Origin of the sequence: Streptomyces corchorusii, from assembly GCF_001514055.1 — a bacterium.
Lineage (GTDB): Bacteria > Actinomycetota > Actinomycetes > Streptomycetales > Streptomycetaceae > Streptomyces > Streptomyces olivaceoviridis.
In genome coordinates, this window is sequence record NZ_KQ948366.1 from 109,879 (window position 1) to 127,117 (window position 17,239).

At 70.9% G+C, this 17,239-nt stretch carries 16 protein-coding genes and 1 pseudogene; 9 read left to right on the top strand and 8 right to left on the bottom strand.

Translation table 11 applies throughout. The features are described from left to right. The first annotated feature begins 222 nt into the window (after window positions 1–222). From AQJ11_RS34160 to AQJ11_RS34170, 3 genes are all read left to right on the top strand, one after another. Complete coding sequence (locus AQJ11_RS34160) at window positions 223–1,044, top strand: AfsR/SARP family transcriptional regulator (RefSeq protein WP_244218480.1); 822 nt, start codon at window positions 223–225, stop codon at window positions 1,042–1,044. A 258-nt stretch (window positions 1,045–1,302) separates the two neighbouring features. Continuing rightward, window positions 1,303–2,682 carry an aminotransferase-like domain-containing protein gene (locus AQJ11_RS34165; RefSeq protein WP_059265798.1) on the top strand — a complete coding sequence of 460 codons (1,380 nt, stop codon included), beginning with the start codon at window positions 1,303–1,305 and terminating at the stop codon, window positions 2,680–2,682. Continuing rightward, entirely contained in the window at window positions 2,679–2,927 is a 249-nt protein-coding gene (locus tag AQJ11_RS34170) for a hypothetical protein (RefSeq protein WP_159061729.1), read from the top strand. The genes AQJ11_RS34165 and AQJ11_RS34170 overlap by 4 nt, the downstream gene beginning before the upstream one ends. A gap of 780 nt (window positions 2,928–3,707) precedes the next feature. Here the strand turns inward: AQJ11_RS34170 and AQJ11_RS34175 are convergent. From AQJ11_RS34175 to AQJ11_RS34185, 3 genes are all read right to left on the bottom strand, one after another. Next, complete coding sequence (locus AQJ11_RS34175; RefSeq protein ID WP_059265800.1) at window positions 3,708–4,571, bottom strand: SDR family NAD(P)-dependent oxidoreductase; 864 nt, start codon at window positions 4,569–4,571, stop codon at window positions 3,708–3,710. Window positions 4,572–4,637: 66 nt separating this feature from the next. Continuing rightward, window positions 4,638–5,078, bottom strand: a complete 441-nt coding sequence (locus AQJ11_RS34180) for a MarR family winged helix-turn-helix transcriptional regulator (protein ID WP_059265801.1) — start codon at window positions 5,076–5,078, stop codon at window positions 4,638–4,640. A gap of 83 nt (window positions 5,079–5,161) precedes the next feature. Continuing rightward, entirely contained in the window at window positions 5,162–5,800 is a 639-nt protein-coding gene (locus tag AQJ11_RS34185) for a winged helix-turn-helix transcriptional regulator (RefSeq protein ID WP_059265802.1), read from the bottom strand. Between the two features lie 97 nt (window positions 5,801–5,897). Between AQJ11_RS34185 and AQJ11_RS34190 the strand changes: the two genes are divergently transcribed. From AQJ11_RS34190 to AQJ11_RS34205, 4 genes are read left to right on the top strand one after another with little or no spacing between them, the layout of a single operon-like run. Then, complete coding sequence (locus tag AQJ11_RS34190) at window positions 5,898–7,460, top strand: DHA2 family efflux MFS transporter permease subunit (protein ID WP_244218481.1); 1,563 nt, start codon at window positions 5,898–5,900, stop codon at window positions 7,458–7,460. A gap of 35 nt (window positions 7,461–7,495) precedes the next feature. After that, a complete protein-coding gene (locus AQJ11_RS34195; protein ID WP_059265869.1) occupies window positions 7,496–8,425 on the top strand; it encodes an NAD(P)H-binding protein in 930 nt (309 codons plus the stop codon). Continuing rightward, on the top strand, window positions 8,422–9,246 hold the full coding sequence (locus tag AQJ11_RS34200) for a hypothetical protein (protein WP_059265804.1): 825 nt from the start codon (window positions 8,422–8,424) through the stop codon (window positions 9,244–9,246). The genes AQJ11_RS34195 and AQJ11_RS34200 overlap by 4 nt, the downstream gene beginning before the upstream one ends. Next, a complete protein-coding gene (locus tag AQJ11_RS34205) occupies window positions 9,247–10,176 on the top strand; it encodes a ketopantoate reductase family protein (protein ID WP_059265805.1) in 930 nt (309 codons plus the stop codon). 308 nt (window positions 10,177–10,484) lie between these two features. Here the strand turns inward: AQJ11_RS34205 and AQJ11_RS52840 are convergent. Together AQJ11_RS52840 and AQJ11_RS34215 are read right to left on the bottom strand one after the other, a co-directional pair. Then, window positions 10,485–10,610: pseudogene (locus AQJ11_RS52840) on the bottom strand (Tn3 family transposase); the annotation flags it as partial. Window positions 10,611–11,001: 391 nt separating this feature from the next. Continuing rightward, on the bottom strand, window positions 11,002–11,895 hold the full coding sequence (locus tag AQJ11_RS34215) for an NADP-dependent oxidoreductase (protein WP_059265807.1): 894 nt from the start codon (window positions 11,893–11,895) through the stop codon (window positions 11,002–11,004). 70 nt (window positions 11,896–11,965) lie between these two features. Here AQJ11_RS34215 and AQJ11_RS34220 point away from each other — a divergent pair, with 70 nt between their 5' ends. Next, complete coding sequence (locus tag AQJ11_RS34220) at window positions 11,966–12,571, top strand: TetR/AcrR family transcriptional regulator (protein WP_059265808.1); 606 nt, start codon at window positions 11,966–11,968, stop codon at window positions 12,569–12,571. A gap of 214 nt (window positions 12,572–12,785) precedes the next feature. Here the strand turns inward: AQJ11_RS34220 and AQJ11_RS34225 are convergent, their stop codons facing one another. Together AQJ11_RS34225 and AQJ11_RS34230 are read right to left on the bottom strand one after the other, a co-directional pair. Then, window positions 12,786–14,183: an MFS transporter gene (locus tag AQJ11_RS34225; RefSeq protein ID WP_244218482.1), complete on the bottom strand. Its 1,398-nt coding sequence runs from the start codon at window positions 14,181–14,183 to the stop codon at window positions 12,786–12,788. Beyond that, window positions 14,180–15,025, bottom strand: coding sequence for an alpha/beta fold hydrolase (locus AQJ11_RS34230; protein WP_059265809.1), 846 nt, complete (start codon window positions 15,023–15,025; stop codon window positions 14,180–14,182). Before AQJ11_RS34230 ends, AQJ11_RS34225 begins: the two co-directional genes overlap by 4 nt. 92 nt (window positions 15,026–15,117) lie before the next feature. Here AQJ11_RS34230 and AQJ11_RS34235 point away from each other — a divergent pair, with 92 nt between their 5' ends. Beyond that, window positions 15,118–16,086, top strand: coding sequence for a LysR family transcriptional regulator (locus tag AQJ11_RS34235; protein ID WP_059265810.1), 969 nt, complete (start codon window positions 15,118–15,120; stop codon window positions 16,084–16,086). Window positions 16,087–16,319: 233 nt separating this feature from the next. Here the strand turns inward: AQJ11_RS34235 and AQJ11_RS34240 are convergent, their stop codons facing one another. Continuing rightward, window positions 16,320–17,204 (bottom strand): SDR family NAD(P)-dependent oxidoreductase, encoded by an 885-nt coding sequence (locus AQJ11_RS34240; protein ID WP_059265811.1) that lies wholly within the window; start codon window positions 17,202–17,204, stop codon window positions 16,320–16,322. Window positions 17,205–17,239 lie beyond the last annotated feature (35 nt).

Here is a 17,239-nt window from a genome sequence, read left to right on the forward strand (position 1 = left end):
CGACCATACCCCCGGCATTCCCGAATTCACTGCCCCGGCCAAGGGCGCCGACCCGCTCCATTGCGTTTCTCCCGACTGCGGCAATCTTCGGCCAACATGGGGATCGATGGTTTATCCCCTGCCGCCTCTGCCGACACTGGAGCCCCTTGACTCACCTCAGATAATCAACGTATAACAAGAGCCGCTGGGCAGATTTCTCACGTACTGGGGGAACTCTCTGCAATGCGAATCGAGATACTGGGAAGCTTAACGGCGACAGTGGGAGGGAAACATTTCATTCCCTCCGCCATGAAGCCGCGGCAATTGCTTGCGCTGCTCATCGCCAATTCCAACAGGTATGTGAGCCAGTCCGCCATCACGAAGGAGCTCTGGGGCACCACCCCTCCGCGCAGCGCCGCGAACACCGTCCAGACGTACGTCATGCAGATCAGGAAGCTGCTGGACTCCGCCCTGGCCCAGAGCGAAGGGATGCGCGCGACGGACGTCCTGGTCACCGGGGTCGGCGGCTACCAGCTTTCGGTCGCGCCGGGCGACATCGACCTCACCCGCTACCTCGATCTGGCGGCCGACGGCGAGAGCGCGCTGCTCGACAAGGACTACGTGCGTGCCGCGCACAAACTGGCCGACGCGCTGGCGATGTGGCGCGACGACGCGCTGTGCAACGTACGGCGCGGCCCGATGCTGGACACCTTCGTGCGTGAGATGGACGACTCCCGCACCATCGCCCTGGAGCGCCGGATCGAGGCGGAACTCTGTCTCGGCCAGCACTACGGCGTGCTTCGGGAACTGACCGAGCTCACCAGGACGCACCCGCTGAACGAGAACCTGCACAGCCAGTTCATGCTGGCGCTGTACCGCGCGGGTCGCCGGGTGCAGGCGCTGAAGGTGTACCAGAGACTGCGCAAGCGGATGACCGAAGAGTTGGGACTCGACCCGTCGCCGCGACTTCAACAGCTCCAGACGGCAGTACTCAACTGCGACCGTTCCCTGGAATTCGAGAACAGGCCGGGCCTGCTCTCTTCCCGGATCTTGCCCGCCTGCTGAGTGCCCGTCGAGGACGATCAAGCCCGTCGAGATCCGTAGAAATTCCGTCGGCGGCCCACCGGGATCTGTGCCCGACCAGCGCGGATTCCGGAGAAATTCCGGCACCCCATCGGCGGCCATGCATTCACTTTCATCGCCGGCGATAGTCCAGAACCGCCGCGGCGGCATTCGACCACACCGTGGAAAGTCTTGCCCAGCAGGTGCCGCCCGGCGGTCCTGGCGATCGCCCCCGCTCACAGACCCAGAGAGGCGGACGCCATGACGTCCTCGCGTACGACCCCCGCGCTCACCCCGGACACCCCGCCCACCGGCCTCGACGCGTCCCGCCTGCACCCCAGCGTCTGCGACCCGGTGATGGACTCGATGAGACTGCTGAGCGAGACGGCGTTCCGTCACCCCGAGGCCATCTCCTTCGCCTCGGGCAGGCCCTACGAGGAGTTCTTCGACTTCGCGGACCTGCACCGCTATCTGGACCGGTTCGTGGCGGAGTTACGCGCCCGCGGCGTGCCGGATCAGCGGATCAAACGCGCGGTCTTCCAGTACGGCCCCACAGCCGGCGTCATCCGCGACGACGTCGCCCGCGTGCTCGCGACCGACGAGTCCATCCACGTGGACCCGGACGCCGTGCTCATCACCCACGGCTGCCAGGAGGCGATCCTCGTGGCCCTGCGCGGCCTGTTCACCTCACCGGACGACGTGCTGCTCACCGTCTCGCCCTGCTACGTCGGCATCACCGGCGCCGCCAAGGTGCTCGACATCCCGGTCGAGCCGGTCCAGGAGCGGGAGCACGGGCTCGACCCCGACGACGTCGCCGTGGCCGCCCGCCGGGTCCGAGCGGCCGGCAAGCGCCCCGTGGCCTGCTACGTCACGCCCGACTTCGCCAACCCCTCCGGCCATTCCCTGCCCCCGGCCGCGCGCCGGCGCCTGCTGCGGGTGGCCGAGACGGAAGACCTGCTGATCCTGGAGGACAACCCGTACGGTCTCTTCGGCCGCGAGGGCGCGACGTTCCCGACCTTGAAGGCGCTCGACCGCAGCCGGTCCGTCATCCACCTCGGTTCCTTCGCGAAGACCGCCTTCCCCGGCGCCCGGGTCGGCTACCTGGTGGCGGACCAGCCGGTCGTCACGGCGGACGGCACCACCCGGCCCTTCGCCGAGGAGCTCGCCAAGGTCAAGAGCATGGTCACCGTCAACACCGCGGGCGTCAGCCAGGCGATGATCGGCGGCCTGCTCGCCGAGACCGGCTACAGCATGCGGGCGGCCACCCGCGGGCTCGCGGACCTCTACGTCGGCCACTTGGAACTCACCCTGGAGTGCCTCGCCGAGCACTTCCCGCCCGCCGCCCACGCGGACCACGGCGTGCGCTGGAACGTGCCCACCGGAGGTTTCTTCCTGCTGCTAGAGGTTCCCTTCGAGGCGGACCTCGCCGCGCTGGAGCGGTCGGCCCGCGACCACGGGGTGGCCTGGGCGCCCATGAGCATGTTCTACGTCGGCGACGGCGGTACCCGGGTCATCCGGCTCGGTTACAGCTCCCTCACCCGCGAGGAGATCCGTGAGGGCATCACCCGCCTCGCGCACTTCATCAGGGCGTCGACCCCGCCCCGCCCGTCCGCATCGGCGGGAGCGGGGGAGGCGGCATGAGCTCCCCGAGCCGACCCGTGCACCGCTCCGACGACCAGGAAGCACTGGGCGGCACCGCGTACGCCAGGTCCGCGAGCAAACTCCTGCACAGCCTCGTCGACCTCTTCGCCCAGGCGGGCCTCATCCACTTCCTGCCCCCGCCGCCACCCGACCCCGACCTCCCGCCGCTTCAGCGGACCAGTGACTCGTGCGCGACAGGAGGCCGTGCCTGCCTCCACCGAACCCGGCCTGATCGCCCGGCGTAGCGTCGGACGGCCGAGGCGCCCGCCGCCGCGCAGTGGGCCCCGCTGCTGTCGGAGGACACGACCTCGGCGAGCGCGGAGCCAGACACCGCGGTACGCCACGATGGCTCCGCCGACGGCGGTCGCCGCGCCCCGGAGCAGATGGAGGCCGGCCTCGTCGCGCACCCGCCGTACCCGTCCAGACCATCGGGCAGGGCCGCCCCCCGGCGGCCGTCCGGCCGCGCCGGTGGTTTGAGCACGGCGAGGTACACCGCGCTCAGACCGGCAGCACCTGAGAGATCCGCCGGCAGCCGTGTCCCGCCCGGCCCTACGCCACAGCCTTGGACCAACTGGACGCGCGTGAAGGTGGAGGTCGAGCCGTCGCCGTGGCGCAGGCGCGTGACACGGCCCAGGACGTCGCGTTCGCAAGTTCTCGGCCAAGGGACCGGACGCCAAGTCCGTGGCGTTGACCATCCGGGGTCGGCCGCAGCGCCGCCGGTCACAAGGCTTCCAGGCGGTCGAGCAGGGAGGGCAGGACGGGCTCGGGGAGAGCGTCGGCCCGCTGTGGTCGTGTCATCAGGAGGCGAGCAGCGCGGCGGGCTCGTGATCGTCGGGCGAGCTCAGCTCCTTAGGGAGGAGCTCGCCGTTGCCCCAGGGCCGGGCCGGTAGTCGGGGTCCTCGTGGGCCGGCGCGTCGGCGGCCGGCCCGGGGCTGCCGGGCGACTTGCTTCGGTCTGCCACGGACCTGTCGCAAGTCCGGGTCTGTCCGGCTGCTCGGGGACGCTGCGGAAAGCCGTAGGAGGCTTCAGAAGTCCGGACGGCTCAAGATCGTCTCGTGATACGTCCCGCCGCGACTCATCCCGAGCAACGCGGCCACGGGTCGCTTCGTCAATGCGGTGGCGATCGCGTCGCCGATGCGGGGCGAGAGCGCCTCTCCGAGCAGCAGCATGTTCGCGGTCCGGGGCAGCACGACCCGTTGTTTCCCGCGTCGGACCGCAGCCACCACGGCTCGCGCGACGGCCTCCGGCGGCAGCGGCGTCATGTGCCGGAACGGGGGCGGCATTTCGGTCTCGTCCGCCTCCCTGAGAAGGTCGGTCGCGGTGAGCGCCGGATGGATGGCCGAGACGCGGATGCCGTGGCCGGCCACCTCCTGACGGAGACTGTCGGAGAACGCGGAGACGGCGTGCATCACGATCGCGTACGAGCCGAAGCGGGCGAACGCCTTGCGCCCCATGACGGATGACATGTTGACGATCGTGCCCGCCCCCTGGCGTCGGAGGATCGGGAGCACGCGCTGCGTCACGTTGATCATGCCGAAGAGGCTCGCCCGCAGCGTCAGGCGGACGTCTTCCGCGAACCCCGCCGATTCGACAGTGCCCACCTTGCCGATGCCGGCGTTGTTCACCAGCACGTCGATGCGCCCGAACCGGCTCACCGCGGCGTCGACCAGAGCTTCCACGGCATCGTGCGACGTCACGTCGGTGGGTACCGGCAATGCTTCCGAGCCCAGCGCGCGGACCTCGTCCGCCACTTGGGCGAGACGGTCGGCCGAGCGGGCGGCGAGAACCAGTCGTGCACTTTCCCTGGCGAAGGCCAGTGCGACGGCTCGGCCGATGCCACGCGAGGCCCCCGTGACCAGGACCACCTTGTTTGCGAAGGACGCAGTCATCTTTCTCTCCTGTTTGTTGTACATACAACATTTGGGCCGCCTTCAGCCCCGGACGCCCCGGTTCGGCTAAGCGCCCGGTGCGTACCCCAGGCCGCTCGCGATCGCGTGGACCGCGTCCACGCCCGTCGTCCCAAGCAGTTCCGCGGCCTCGCGCTGGGCCTTCCGCCACTCGGGCATCACGGACTCGACCTTGGCCTTGCCGGCGGGGGTGAGCGCCACCTCCCGCATCCCTTTGGCGTCGGACGACAGGGCCTCGATCCAGCCGTGCTTCAGCAGGAGGGTCAGATTCCGGCTGACCGTCGACCTCTCCAGTTGCAGCACCTCGCCGAGCCTTGACGGTCGGCAAGGGCCGGTCTTCCCCAAGGCGGCCAGCAGGTTGACCTGGGCAATGGTCAATCCGTGTCCAGCGAGGGCGCCGTCGTAGAGGCCCGTGAGAGCCCGGCCGATCAGCCGGATCCGCACCGCCAGACAGCCGTCCACGATCTCGTCGATGGAAGAGGTGCTCACTTCTTCAGTGTTGTATATGCACCTACGAGACGCAAGGCGATCGGGACGACGGCCACCCCGGGGGAGCGCGTCCAGGGGCGCGCTCAGTTCGGCGCGACCGGACGGAGGCGGCGGAGCAGATCGACACGGCCGGTGACGGACAGACCGAGTTCGACGGCACGGTCGAGATCGACCAGGCCGCCGAGCAGGCCGAGGACCGCGCGAGGCGGCCCGTCCAGAACGATGTCCGGGTCGGCGGCCCGGCCGAGCCGGGTGTGGACCTGCCCGCCCCGCAACTCGACGACGGCAGCCTCGCCGGCGGCGACGAGCTGGATGACCGCGGGCGGGGCGTCCGGATCGGCGTCGACGGTGAACCACTCCGACGCGTAGGCCAGCCACCGCGCCTGGAACGTGTCGTCCGGCCGCTCCTCTGCCATGAACCGCATCCCCCACAATCCGAGTGCCTTCAGCACCGGTTCCACGGCCCGGCCGGTCTCGCTCAGCTCGTACAGGACGGTGGCGACCGGCGGTGGTGCGTCCTCGCGGGTGATCAACCCGGCGGCCTCCAGTTCCTTGAGGCGGGTGGACAGCAGGTTCGGCGCGATGCCCGGCAGCCCGTTCCTGAGGTCGGTGAAGCGGCACGGGCCCCGCAGCAGCAGCTCCCGGACGATCAGCAGCGTCCAGCGGTCCCCGACCACGTCGAGGGCCCGGGCGATCGAACAGTACTGGCCATAGCTCCGCATGCGCCCAGCATAGCGCAGGAGTTAAAGCAGTTGGTAGAAAAACTCAACTGCATGTGTCTATTCTTCAACCGTGACCACTTCTGCCCGTATGGCTCGTGTGCCATCGAAACCGCTCGTCCTCGCCGCCCTCCTCCTCGCCTCTTTCGTGATCAATCTCGACACCACCCTCGTCAATGTGGCGCTGCCGACGCTGACGCGTGAACTGGGCACGTCCACCTCGCAGTTGCAGTGGGTAGTGGACGCCTACAACCTCGTGTTCGCCGCTCTGCTGCTGACCTCGGGGAGTCTGTCGGACCGGTTCGGCCGCAAGGGCATGCTCATGGCCGGGCTGCTGGTGTTCGGCGCGGCCAGCTTCGTCGGCGGGTTCGCCGGTACCTCGGCGGAGCTGATCTCGGCCCGGGCCGTGATGGGTCTGGGCGCCGCGATGACGTTCCCAGCCACGCTGGCGCTACTCACCGGCGTGTTCACCAGCCGCAAGGAGCGGGCTCTGTCCATCGGCCTGTGGGGCGCGACGGCCGGTGTGGCCATCGCGCTGGGACCGATCGTGGGCGGCTTCCTGCTGGAGCGCTACAGCTGGTCGAGCGTCTTCTACGTCCTCGGCCCGGTCTCCCTGGCCGTCGTAGCCCTGGTGGCCCGGTTCGTCCCCAGGTCTCGGAACCCGGTCCACCACCGCCTGGACCACCTGGGCCTCGTGCTGTCCGCCGGCTTCATGGGGCTGCTGGTCTACACGATCATCGAGGCTCCGGACCGCGGCTGGTCATCGGCGGCGTCGCTCGGTGGTTTCGCGGGTGCCGTGTTCCTGCTCGCCGCGTTCGTTCTCGGCGAGCGCCGAGCCGCCGAACCGATGCTCGACGTGCGGCTCTTCCAGGACATGCGCTTCAGCGCCGCCAGCGTCGCGGTCACCGTCGCGTTCTTCACCCTGCTCGGGTTCATCTTCCTGATCACGCAGTACTTCCAGTTCGTCCGGACCTACAGCCCGCTGTCGACGGGCGTCCACCTGCTCCCGGTCGCCGTGTCGGTCGCCGCCGGATCGACCGTCGGGACGCGGCTGGCGGTCCGGATCGGCACCAAGGCGGTCGTCACCGCCGGACTGGCCCTCCAGGCGGCCTTCTACTTCTGGGCCGCCGGCACCCTCTCCCCGACCCTCGGCTACGGGACCATCGCCGCCCAGATGGTCGTCTACGGCCTGGGCATGGGCTTGACCTCCGCCCCCGCCACCGAGTCCATCATGGGCGCGGTCCCCGTCGACAAGGCCGGCGTCGGCTCCGCCGTCAACGACTCCACCCGCCTGCTGGGCGGCACCCTCGGTGTCGCGGTCATCGGCAGCGTGTACGCCACCTTGTACGGCTCCCGGCTCACCGGCTCCCTCCCAGCGGCGCTGCCCTCCGCTCAGACGGACCTCGCCCACCAGTCCGTCGGAGCGGCCTTCGGCGTCGCCGGCCGGCTCGCCGCCCACGGCCAGGCCCCCCTGGCCGGTGTCGTACGGGATGCCGCGATCGGCGCCTTCGACCACGGACTCGGCGTCGGCTGCGTCGTCGCCGGACTCGTGGCGCTCGGCGGCGCGCTGCTCGCCGCCGTCTTCTTGCCGGCCCAGCCGCCCCGGCAGCCCGTATCGGAACCCCGTCCGACCGGGTCCACGGTCTCCGCCGCCGGCTGGTAGCCACCGCGAACCCACGAGAACCGAAAGGTATGGGCATGATCCACGACGAAGGACTGTTCCTGATCACCGGTGCCACCGGGAAGACCGGCAGGCACGCCACCAAGCGGCTCCTGGAAAGCGGGCACCGCGTCCGGGCGATGGTGCACCGGCCGGACGAACGCTCCGCCGCGCTGGCCGACGTCGGCGCGGAGATCGTCGTCGCCGACTTCCGCGACCTCGACGGTATGGCTACGGCCCTGCGGGGCGTCTCCGGCGCCTACTTCTGCTACCCGATCCTCCCGGGCCTGGTGGAGGCGACCGCCGGCTTCGCCCAGGTGGCCACCGAGGCCGGAGTCCGGTCCGTGGTCAACATGTCGCAGATCTCCGCCCGCCGCGACGCGGGCAGCGACGCGGCTCGCCAGCACTGGCTGTCCGAACGCCTCCTGGACCGGACCGGCCTGATCACCACCCACCTGCGCCCCACGTTCTTCGCCGAGTGGCTGAAGGTGTGGTGGGAGAACCGGGAGGGCGAGGGGTACCTGCGGCTGCCGTTCGGCGAGGGACGTCACGCCCCGATCGCGGTGGCCGACCAGGCCCGGGTGATCGCCGCCGTTTTGACCGACCCGGAACCACACGACCGCGCGATCTACCCCCTGCACGGGCCAGTCGAGCACGACCACCATGAGATCGCCGAGGCGATGGCCGACATACTCGGCTTCCCGGTGCACTACGACCCGATCAGCATCAAGGAGTTCACCTCGGCCATGCGCGAGCGCGGGCTGCCCGAACACCTCGTGCAGCACCTCGGCAACGTCGCCGTCGACTATCGCGACGGCGTCTTCGCCGGCACGAACGACATCGTCGAGAGAATCGGCGGGCACGCCCCGCTGACGGTACGGCAGTTCGTCGACGCCGACCGGTCGTCCTTCGACACCAGCGGCCCCTACCACGTTCCCGCGCCTGGCACGGACGGCGGACCGAAGTGACCGCGATGGTCCACGTGCCCGCCTATCTCTGGGCGCTCGTCCTCGCCGGAACCGTCGGCATCACGGCGCTGACCGGCTTCGTGCTGTACCGCGGAGCGCTGCTTGCCGGCTCGGGCGGGCGCGGCGCGGTGCGGCTCGGCGTGGGATCGGTGCTGCTGATCGGCGGCTGGTTCACGGTCAGCGGGGTGATCGCCGGGCAGGGCGGATACCTCTCCGGCCCCGGCCGACTGCCCGCGCTGCCGTTCGCGTTCGCCGGCGCGCTGGTCGCCATGGTGGCCGCCACCCTGCTCCCCCTGGTCGCCCGCGCCCTGGCCGCGCCGGGCATGCTCAGCCGCCTCGAACTGCCGCACGCCTTCCGCGTGGTCGGGGCGGCGTTCCTGATCATGATGGCTCTCGGCCACCTGCCCGCCCTCTTCGCGGTTCCGGCCGGCGTCGGCGACATCCTGACCGGCATCGCGGCACCCTTCGTCGCACGCCGTGTCGCGAAGGGCGGGGGCCACCGGGTCGCGCTGTGGTTCAACGCGTTCGGCATGGCCGATCTCATCGCGGCGCTGACCCTCGCGATCCTCACCGGCCTGCACGCCTTCAGCGTGTCCCCGTCCTCGAAGGCGATCACCGAGTTGCCGCTCGCCCTGATTCCCACGGCCGCCGTCCCGCTGCTGTTCACGCTGCACATCACGTCCGTGCGGCGCCTGCTGGCCGTCGAGCGGAAGCGAAGGAGCACGCTAGGCGGCGCCGGCCTCGGCGCCCCATCTCTCACTACGGTCCTGCCGCTCGCCGGCGGACCCGTTCACCATCTCGGAAGGCAAGGAGAGAAGTAGATGAAGACCCTGGTGGTCGGCGCCGGCGCGGTCGGCGGATTCGTGGGAGGACGGCTACTCCAGGCGGGACGCGAGGTGGACTTCCTGGTCCGCCCGGCCCGCGCCGAGCGGCTCCGACAGCGTGGCCTGCGCATCGTCGAAGGCGACCGCTCCGAGGTGATCGAAGCGACCACGGTCACCGCCGACGTCCTGAAGGACCCCTACGACTTGGTGCTGCTGGCGGTGAAGGCGGACGCGCTGCCCGCCGCCGTCGAGGATGTCGCGCCGGCGGTCAGCCCGGACACCGTGCTGGTCCCGTTCCTCAACGGCATGGCACACCTGGACACGCTCACCGAGCACTTCGGTGACAGGGTCCTCGGCGGCGTGCTCAAGATCGGAACGATCCTCGACGACAACGGCGACATCCGCCAGTTGGTGCCCGGCGGACAACTTGAGGTCGGCGAACTCGACGGCGACCGCACCGCCCGGGTGGACGCGGTGGCCGACACCCTGGCCATCCCGGGCTTCACCGTCACCGTGGTGTCCGACATCGTCGACAGGATGTGGCGGAAGTGGGTCATGATCGCCACGGTCGGGGCGGTCACCTCCCTGGCCCGCGGCACCATCGGGGACGTCGCCGCCGTCACCGACGGTGCGGAGTTCGCCGCCGCCACCCTCGATGAGGCGGCCGCAGTCGCCGCAGCCGCCCGACACGGGCTGGGCGAAGCCGCCCACACCGAACTGCGGAACCTGGTGACGGCGTCCGGCTTCCCCATGACCTCCTCCCTCTCCCGCGACCTGGCCGCCGGCCGCCCGACCGAGGTAGAGAACGTGCTGGGCGACCTGATCCTGCGCGGCCGGGCCGCCGGCATCCCGGTGCCCCGTCTGGAGGCCGCGGCCCTGACACTGCGCGTCCATGGCCTTCGACAGGCTGCCGAACACCCTCGGTGACCTGCCCGTATCCACCGTCCCGGCGTACTCCCCCCGGATCCCGATGTTGTCGACGGCCGCCGTTCGGCAGGTGCTCGGCGTGGGCCGGGACGCCTGCCGGAGCGTCCGGGGGGACGATCACGGTGCCGGAGATGCGCGGTTCGCGGGTCCGAGGTCGCCGACTACGTGGCGGGCGGCGTGGGGGAGTGGGGCGGAGCCATCCGAATCGGCTCCGCGCGCGACAACTGGACAGCCGTCCCAAGCTGGTCGATCCGCAGCATTGGGCAGTGTCGGTCTGCCCCGCTGCTCCAGGGAGTGTCCAGATACGTGTCGATGTGATGCCGTACGAACGGTGACAGCCGAGCGACGTCCTCCTCGCGCACCTGGTGCCCGCCGGCGCGCGGCTGGTCGAGGGCGGCGTTCCTGTAGCGGGTGGTGAACAGCACTGCCGCGTTCGTTGGTCCATCGGTCAGCCGAAGCCCCTGACCGCAACACGCCTTCGACACCAGTCGCAACAGGTCGAAGGCCATGTGATGGGCGGGCCACCGCTCGGCGAGCCGGACCGCGCCGGTGCCTCGCCGATCGCGCCGGACCCGATGCTCGCGGCCCCCGTAGCCTCGGAGACGGAGATCGGGCCGCGCGAGGAAGTCGCGGCCGCTGCCATGCTGCTGGAGGAGCCGCTGCCGCACTGCCGCCCGGAGACGACGAGACTGAGGCGGAGATGCGGCGGCTGCCGGCCACCCGCTACGACACTGTCCGTTTGCTCTTCGGAGCGGGTGCAGGGAGCTGTCAGATCGTGGCTGGCGTCGCCCTCACCCTCTGCTTGAGGGCGACGCACAGCCGGCTTCAGACGACCAGAACCCGGCGCCCGCGCGTGTGGCCGGCCTGGCTGTCGATGTGTGCCGCCGGAGCCTCGGCGAGCGTGTATGACTTCTCGACCGGGATGTGGAGCTTTCCTCGCGAGATGAGGCTGACGGCCTCGGCGAGGGCTTCCGGCATGCTCCCGGCCACGCCGGAGAACCGGACACCGAACTCCGGCGCCTTGAGATCGGCGATGGAGATCACCCTCTGCGCATCCCCGGTCAGTTCGACGAGCTCGCGGACCACGCCCGAGCCGGCCAGGTCGAGAGCCGCGTCGACATGGCCGAGCTCCCGCACCCGCTCGACCCAGCCGTCGCCGTATGTCGTGGCGACGGCACCCAAGCTCCGCAGGTAGTCCTGGTTCGCGGCCCCAGCCGTTCCGATCACCTTGATGCCGCGGTCACGGGCGATTTGCAGCACCGCCGATCCGACTCCCCCGGACGCGCCGCTGACCAGCAATGTCTCCCCGGACTGCACACCGACCTCGCGGATGACGCGCAGCGCGGTCTCCACCACGGAGGGGTACCCGGCTGCCTCTTCGAACGTCAGCCCCTCGGGCATACGGGCCCAGGCCGACAGCACCGCGAACTCGGCGTACGTGCTCGAACCTTCGCCGAACACGCGGTCGCCGACCTCGACCCCTTCGACGCCCTCACCGACCTCGTCCACCACCCCGGAGGCGTCCAGCCCGACTCCGGAGGGCAACTCGATCGGATGGGCCCCCAGGACCTGGCCTTCCCGGATCCTCCAGTCGACGGGGTTCACGCCCGCCGCCCGCACGGCGATGCGTATCTGGCCGGGGCCCGCGTGGGGCTCCTCGGCATCCAGGAGTTGCAGGACGTCAGGACCGCCGAACTCGGCGAAGCTCACCTTCTTCATGAGGCGACCGTAGCCCTAACGGATAGTGTTTTGTAACTGTTCCAGATTCACACCTGATAGTGTGAGACGCATGACCGTGCCGACCGGACGACGTGAGCGCAAGAAGGCCGCGACCCGCCAGAAGATCGCTGACGCCGCCCTGCGACTCTTCCTGGAACGCGGGTACGACGCGGTAGGCATCCGGGACGTGGCTGCCGAGGCCGACGTGGCCGTCACCACGCTCTTCTCCCACTTCGCCTCGAAAGAGGCCCTGGTGTTCGAGCAGGACGAAGACTTCGAGCAACGCCTCACGCGGGCAGTCACCGACCGGGCGCCGCACGAACCGCTGATCCCCGCGCTGCGCCGCGAGATCCAGGCCCTGGTGCGCCACTGCACGGCGGACGGCGCCGCCCCCATCTGGCGCATGATCGACGCGTCACCTGCCCTGCGGGACTACGAGGAGTCGATGAGACTGCGCCACGCGGAGTCGCTGGCCACGGCCATCGCCGCCGATCCCGGCCTGTCACGGACCCCAACGGCCTGCCGGGCGATCGCGAGGTTCGTGATCGACGCCTATTCGCTGGCCCGTGCGGCGGCCGATCCGAAAGCCACGGTGGACGAGATCTTCCAGATGATCGAGGCGGCCTGGGAGGTCACCTGCCCGTCCGCACACGCCACCGGCAGGGACGGATCGTAGTCGGGATTCGGCCCGCCCGGCCCCGTTTCGCCGAACACCAGTAGCAGAGCGGACCATGAGCACAGCGGCTCTTCGACCGGCTCGAACGGCAAGTGCGTACGCGCTGGAGAAGGCCGCGCTGGAGGAGCTGCACAACCGGCGGCCGGACCGTACCCCGTCGACCTCGCGCCCACACTGGAGTGACAGATCCCCGCGGCGTCTGAGGATCTCCTGGTCACATACGTGCCCTTCCGCTGTGACTGCTGTGGCCGTGCAGGGGCTCGGTGCCAGACCGGTGGCGGAGCCCGAGGCTGATCAGCGCGGTGATCGTGAAGGCGGCGACCTGGTAGAGCATGGCGTGCCTGAACGCGGTGTCCGCGTCGGCGGCGGGGGCGTAGTAGGCGAGACCGGCCGCGGTCACTCCGATGGATCCGCCGAGCTGCTGTGCTGTGGGCAGCAGTCCGGAGACCGAGCCGGCGGCGGGGCCCCGCACCTCGGCCAGGACCAGGGTGAACACCGACGCGGTGAAGGCGCCGAACGCGGCCCCGCCGGCGGCCAGCACGGGCAGTGCCGCCTGGCGTCCCGCCGCCGAGCCGACGAGCGGGGCCAGCGCCAGGCACATCCCGGCCAGCACCAGGGACGCGACGGTGAGAACCGTCGGCCCGTAGCGGCGGGTGAGAGCGGGCGCGGCTCTGCTGCCGCCGACGGCGGCGGCGGCGAACGGTGCCGACGTCAGCGCGGCCGACAGGGCCGAGTACCCGACGGCGGACTGAAGGTGGAGGAAGAGCAGGTAGGTGAAGGAAGGCACGCCCGTGTTGAACGCGAACACCAGCAACGTGCCCCGGCGCGCCGACCGGTCACGCAGCACCGCGGGATGAATCAGCGGGTCAGGCCGGTGCGGGAGGCCCCGGACGAAGTGGGCGAGGGCGGCCACGGCCACGGCGAAACCGGCCCACGTCCACCAGGGCCAGCCTGCTTCCCGTCCCAGGGCCAGGGGCAGGACCAGCGCGCCGGCTCCCACGGTGACCAGCAGCGCACCCAGCTTGTCGACGCGGAGTCCGTCCGCGCCGCGGGTGCGGGGCAGCGCGGTCGCTCCGGCCAGCGAGGCGAGCGTCACCGGCACGGTGAGGAGCATCACCGGTCGCCAGCCGAGGCCGAAGAGATCGGCACGGAGGACGAGGCCGCCGATCAGGGGCCCGGCCAGTGACGCGAGGGCCATGGTGGCGCCGTACGAGCCGAGGGCGCGCGGTCGGCGCGCCGCGGGGGTGGCGGTCTGGATGAGGGAGAGGACCTGGGGGGCGACCAGGCCGCTGCCTGAGCCCTGCACCAGCCGGGCCGTGATCAGCGACGCGGCGTCGGGGGCGCACGCGCCGGCCACCGAGCCCGCGGTGAAGACCACGGTGCCCGCCACGAACAGCCGGCGATAGCCGTACCGGTCACCCAGCCGTGCGGCGGGGATGAGCAGGCACGCGTACGTCAGGGTGTATCCGGCGAGGACCAGTTGCACGGCGCCCGGACCGGCGCCCAGACCGGCCTGGATCGCCGGCGTGGCGACCTGGGCGACAGTGACGTTGAGCAGCTGCACGAAAGTGGCGCTGAGCACCACCGGCAGCACGAGGCGTCCGTCGCTCACGGCAGCAGGGCCGCGGCGAGCTCACGGGGCCGGGCGGCGAACGGGCTGTGGCTGCCCGGGAGGGTGCGCACGGTGAACGGGTTCCCGGGCATGGCCCGGTCGGCTTCCGCGATCATCAGATCCTGCACGGCCGCCGGCAGCGCCCGGTCGTCCGCGCAGCGCAGGAAGGTCCGCGGGACGCGCCCCCACCGGCCCGGGGTCACGATGACCGGGGTGGTGGGGATCGCAAGCGGCAGATCGGGGCTCAGCGCCGAGCGCCAGCGGTCGAAGCGGTCCAAGGGAATGTCGTGGTAGTAGGTCTGCCGCAGTTCCTCGACGTAGGCGGGATCCTGTGAGAGCGGGTTGATCCGTACGGCGCCCAGTTCCCCGGGATCGCCCAGGGCGAGGCTCTGGCCTCGTGCCGTGGCGTTCTCGGGCGAGCCGAGATAGTCCATGAACCGGGGCCGTCCGGCGGGCACGAAGGCCGAGAGGTAGACGATCTCGTCGACGAGTTCGGGTGCGCGCTCGGCGGCCAGCGACGCGGGGCCGCCGCCCGCGCTGTGCGCGACGAGCACGACACGACGGTGGTGGCGGCCTTGGCGCAGCGTCTCCAGTACGGCCTCGGCGCTGTCGTCCATCGTCACGGTGGCCAGCGCGGACCTCTCGGTCGACAGGCCCGGCTGGCTGGGCCGGAGGTATCCGCCGGGCAGGGGCGCGTCGAAGCCGTGTCCCGGCAGGTCGACGGCGATGCTCGCGGCACCGAGTGCGGCGAGTGCGCGCTGCGTCGCCGCCCACTGCCCGGAGCCGTGCCAGGCCCCGTGCACGAAGACGAAGACGGTGTCCGTGGAGGAAAGGTCAGTCATGACCGCATTCCACGCAACCCGGTCCCGACCATCCAGTGAAAGATCTGGCAAGCTGGCCGGTGATACTTCTGAGATATGACCGGAAGGCTGGCATGGAGGCGCGGCACCTGCGGTACGCACTGACCCTCGCCGAGCACGCGCACTTCGGCCGGGCAGCCGGTGCGCTGGGCATCGCGCAGCCCCCGCTGTCCAAGCAGATCGCCGACCTCGAACGGGAAGTGGGCACCCGCCTGTTCGATCGCACCCGCCAGGGGGTGTTCCCGACGGCTGCGGGCGCGGCCTTCCTCTCCCGTGCGCGCAGGGCGCTCGACGAGATCACGGCGGCCTCGGTCGACGCGGCCAGGGCAGCACGCGGCGAGACGGGCCGGCTGCGCCTGGGGTTCATCGCCTCGGCGCTGCTCGAACCCCTGCCGGACGTCCTGAGCCGGTTCGGCCGTGAACGGCCCGAGGTACGGCTGGAACTGCACGAGATGGCGACCAACCGCAGCACGGCCGCGCTCGTCGCCGGCGAACTGGACGTGGCGATCGGCCTCGGCCGGCCACGGGGCGTCGGAGCCGAGCAGTTGGTATCGGTCCCGATCGGACATGACCACCTGGTCGCGGTCGTGAGCAGTACGCACCCGTACGCGGGCCAGTCTTCGGTGCACGTGGAGCAGCTGCGGCGACAGCCGCTGATCGTGGCGCCGGGCGAGGACGAGCCCGCCGTCGTCGCTGGACTGCGGACCCTGCTGGGCAAGGACTCCCCGGCGCTCTCCGGCGCGACCGTCGCGAGGGACGTCCACACCATCATCGGTCTCGCCGCCTGCGGGGTGGGAGTCGGTCTGGGACCCTCCCGCATGCTGACCGCTCCACGACGGGGCACGTGGTTCTGCGAGGTGACCCCGCGCACGCCTCTGCCCGATCTGATCCTGTCCTTCCGCGCGCGGGACCGTTCCCCGGCACTGAACGCCTTCCTCGACACCATCCGCAAGAACTGCCCCGAGGTCGGTGCCGCGCTCGACCACCGGCTCGGCCCACTCGGACCACAGGAAGAAGGCGACCGCGCCGCGACCCCTACCTGACTCGGCCTCGCAGGACGAGTGGGAGCCGGTGTGGCGCGGCCCGGGGCCGGCCCTGTGACCGGCCCCGGGCCGCGCTTGCGGTGTGCGTCGGTATCGCGCCAGCGGATACGGAGAGCGGGTCGTGGCCCATGGAGTCGACAAGCATGGCGTGCCCGGCCGTGAGCGGTCGCATCAGGCGCGGTGGGTTCCGGGTCGGCCCCGGGCGGCAGCGGCCCCGGCCCCGGCCTCTGCGGTCAGGCGTTCAGGTCGGGCACGCTCGTGCCCCGCTGGTCGCGCCAGGTGGTGTCCGACAGGTCGACGTCGGTGCTGCGGCTGAGCGCCTCCCATTGCTCGTCGATTTCCAGGCGCCGGCGCCACGCCGCGCGCCCGAACTCGAAGGCGTCGCTGCCGGCGAGCAGCCGCAGCGGCGGCTCCTCCAGTTCGGCGACCTCCAGGACGAGGCGCGCCACCTTGACGGGGTCGCCGTTGGCGACCTTCTCGAAGCCCTCCATCGCGCGGGCAGAAGCTCCGACCGACTGTGCGTAGGGCTCGCTGACCGGCGGGGTCTGCATGGAGGCGCCGGCCCAGTCCGTCCGCATTCCTCCGGGCTCCAGAACGGTGACCTTGATGCCCAGCGGTGCGACCTCGGCGGCCAGGGCCTCGCTGAAGCCGCCGACGGCCCACTTCGCAGACTGGTACGCCGTCATCCCCGGGCTGCCGATCCGGCCGCCCAGGGAGGAGATCTGGATGATCCGTCCGCCGCCCTGTCGGCGCAGCAGCGGCACGGCGGCCTTGGTCACGTGGACCGTGCCGAAGAAGTTGGTCTCCACCTGCCGACGGAACACCTCCAAGGTGGTGTCCTCCAGCGCGACCCGGTCGCCTTGGCCGGCGTTGTTGACGACGACGTCGAGGCGGCCGAAGGCGGCGTGTCCGTTCTCCACGGCGGCCTGTGCCGCGGCGGCGTCGGTGACGTCGAGAGGCTCGACGTGGACGCTCTCGCCGTACCTGGCGACCAGGTTGTCGAGCGTGCCGACGCGGCGGGCGGTCGCGACGACGCGGTGCCCGGCACCCAGGGCCTCCTCGACGATCGCCCGTCCCAGACCGCGCGAGGCCCCGGTGACGAAGAAGACCGAGCTCATGATGTTCCTCCTGTAACGCAATGGGCATGCGTTAT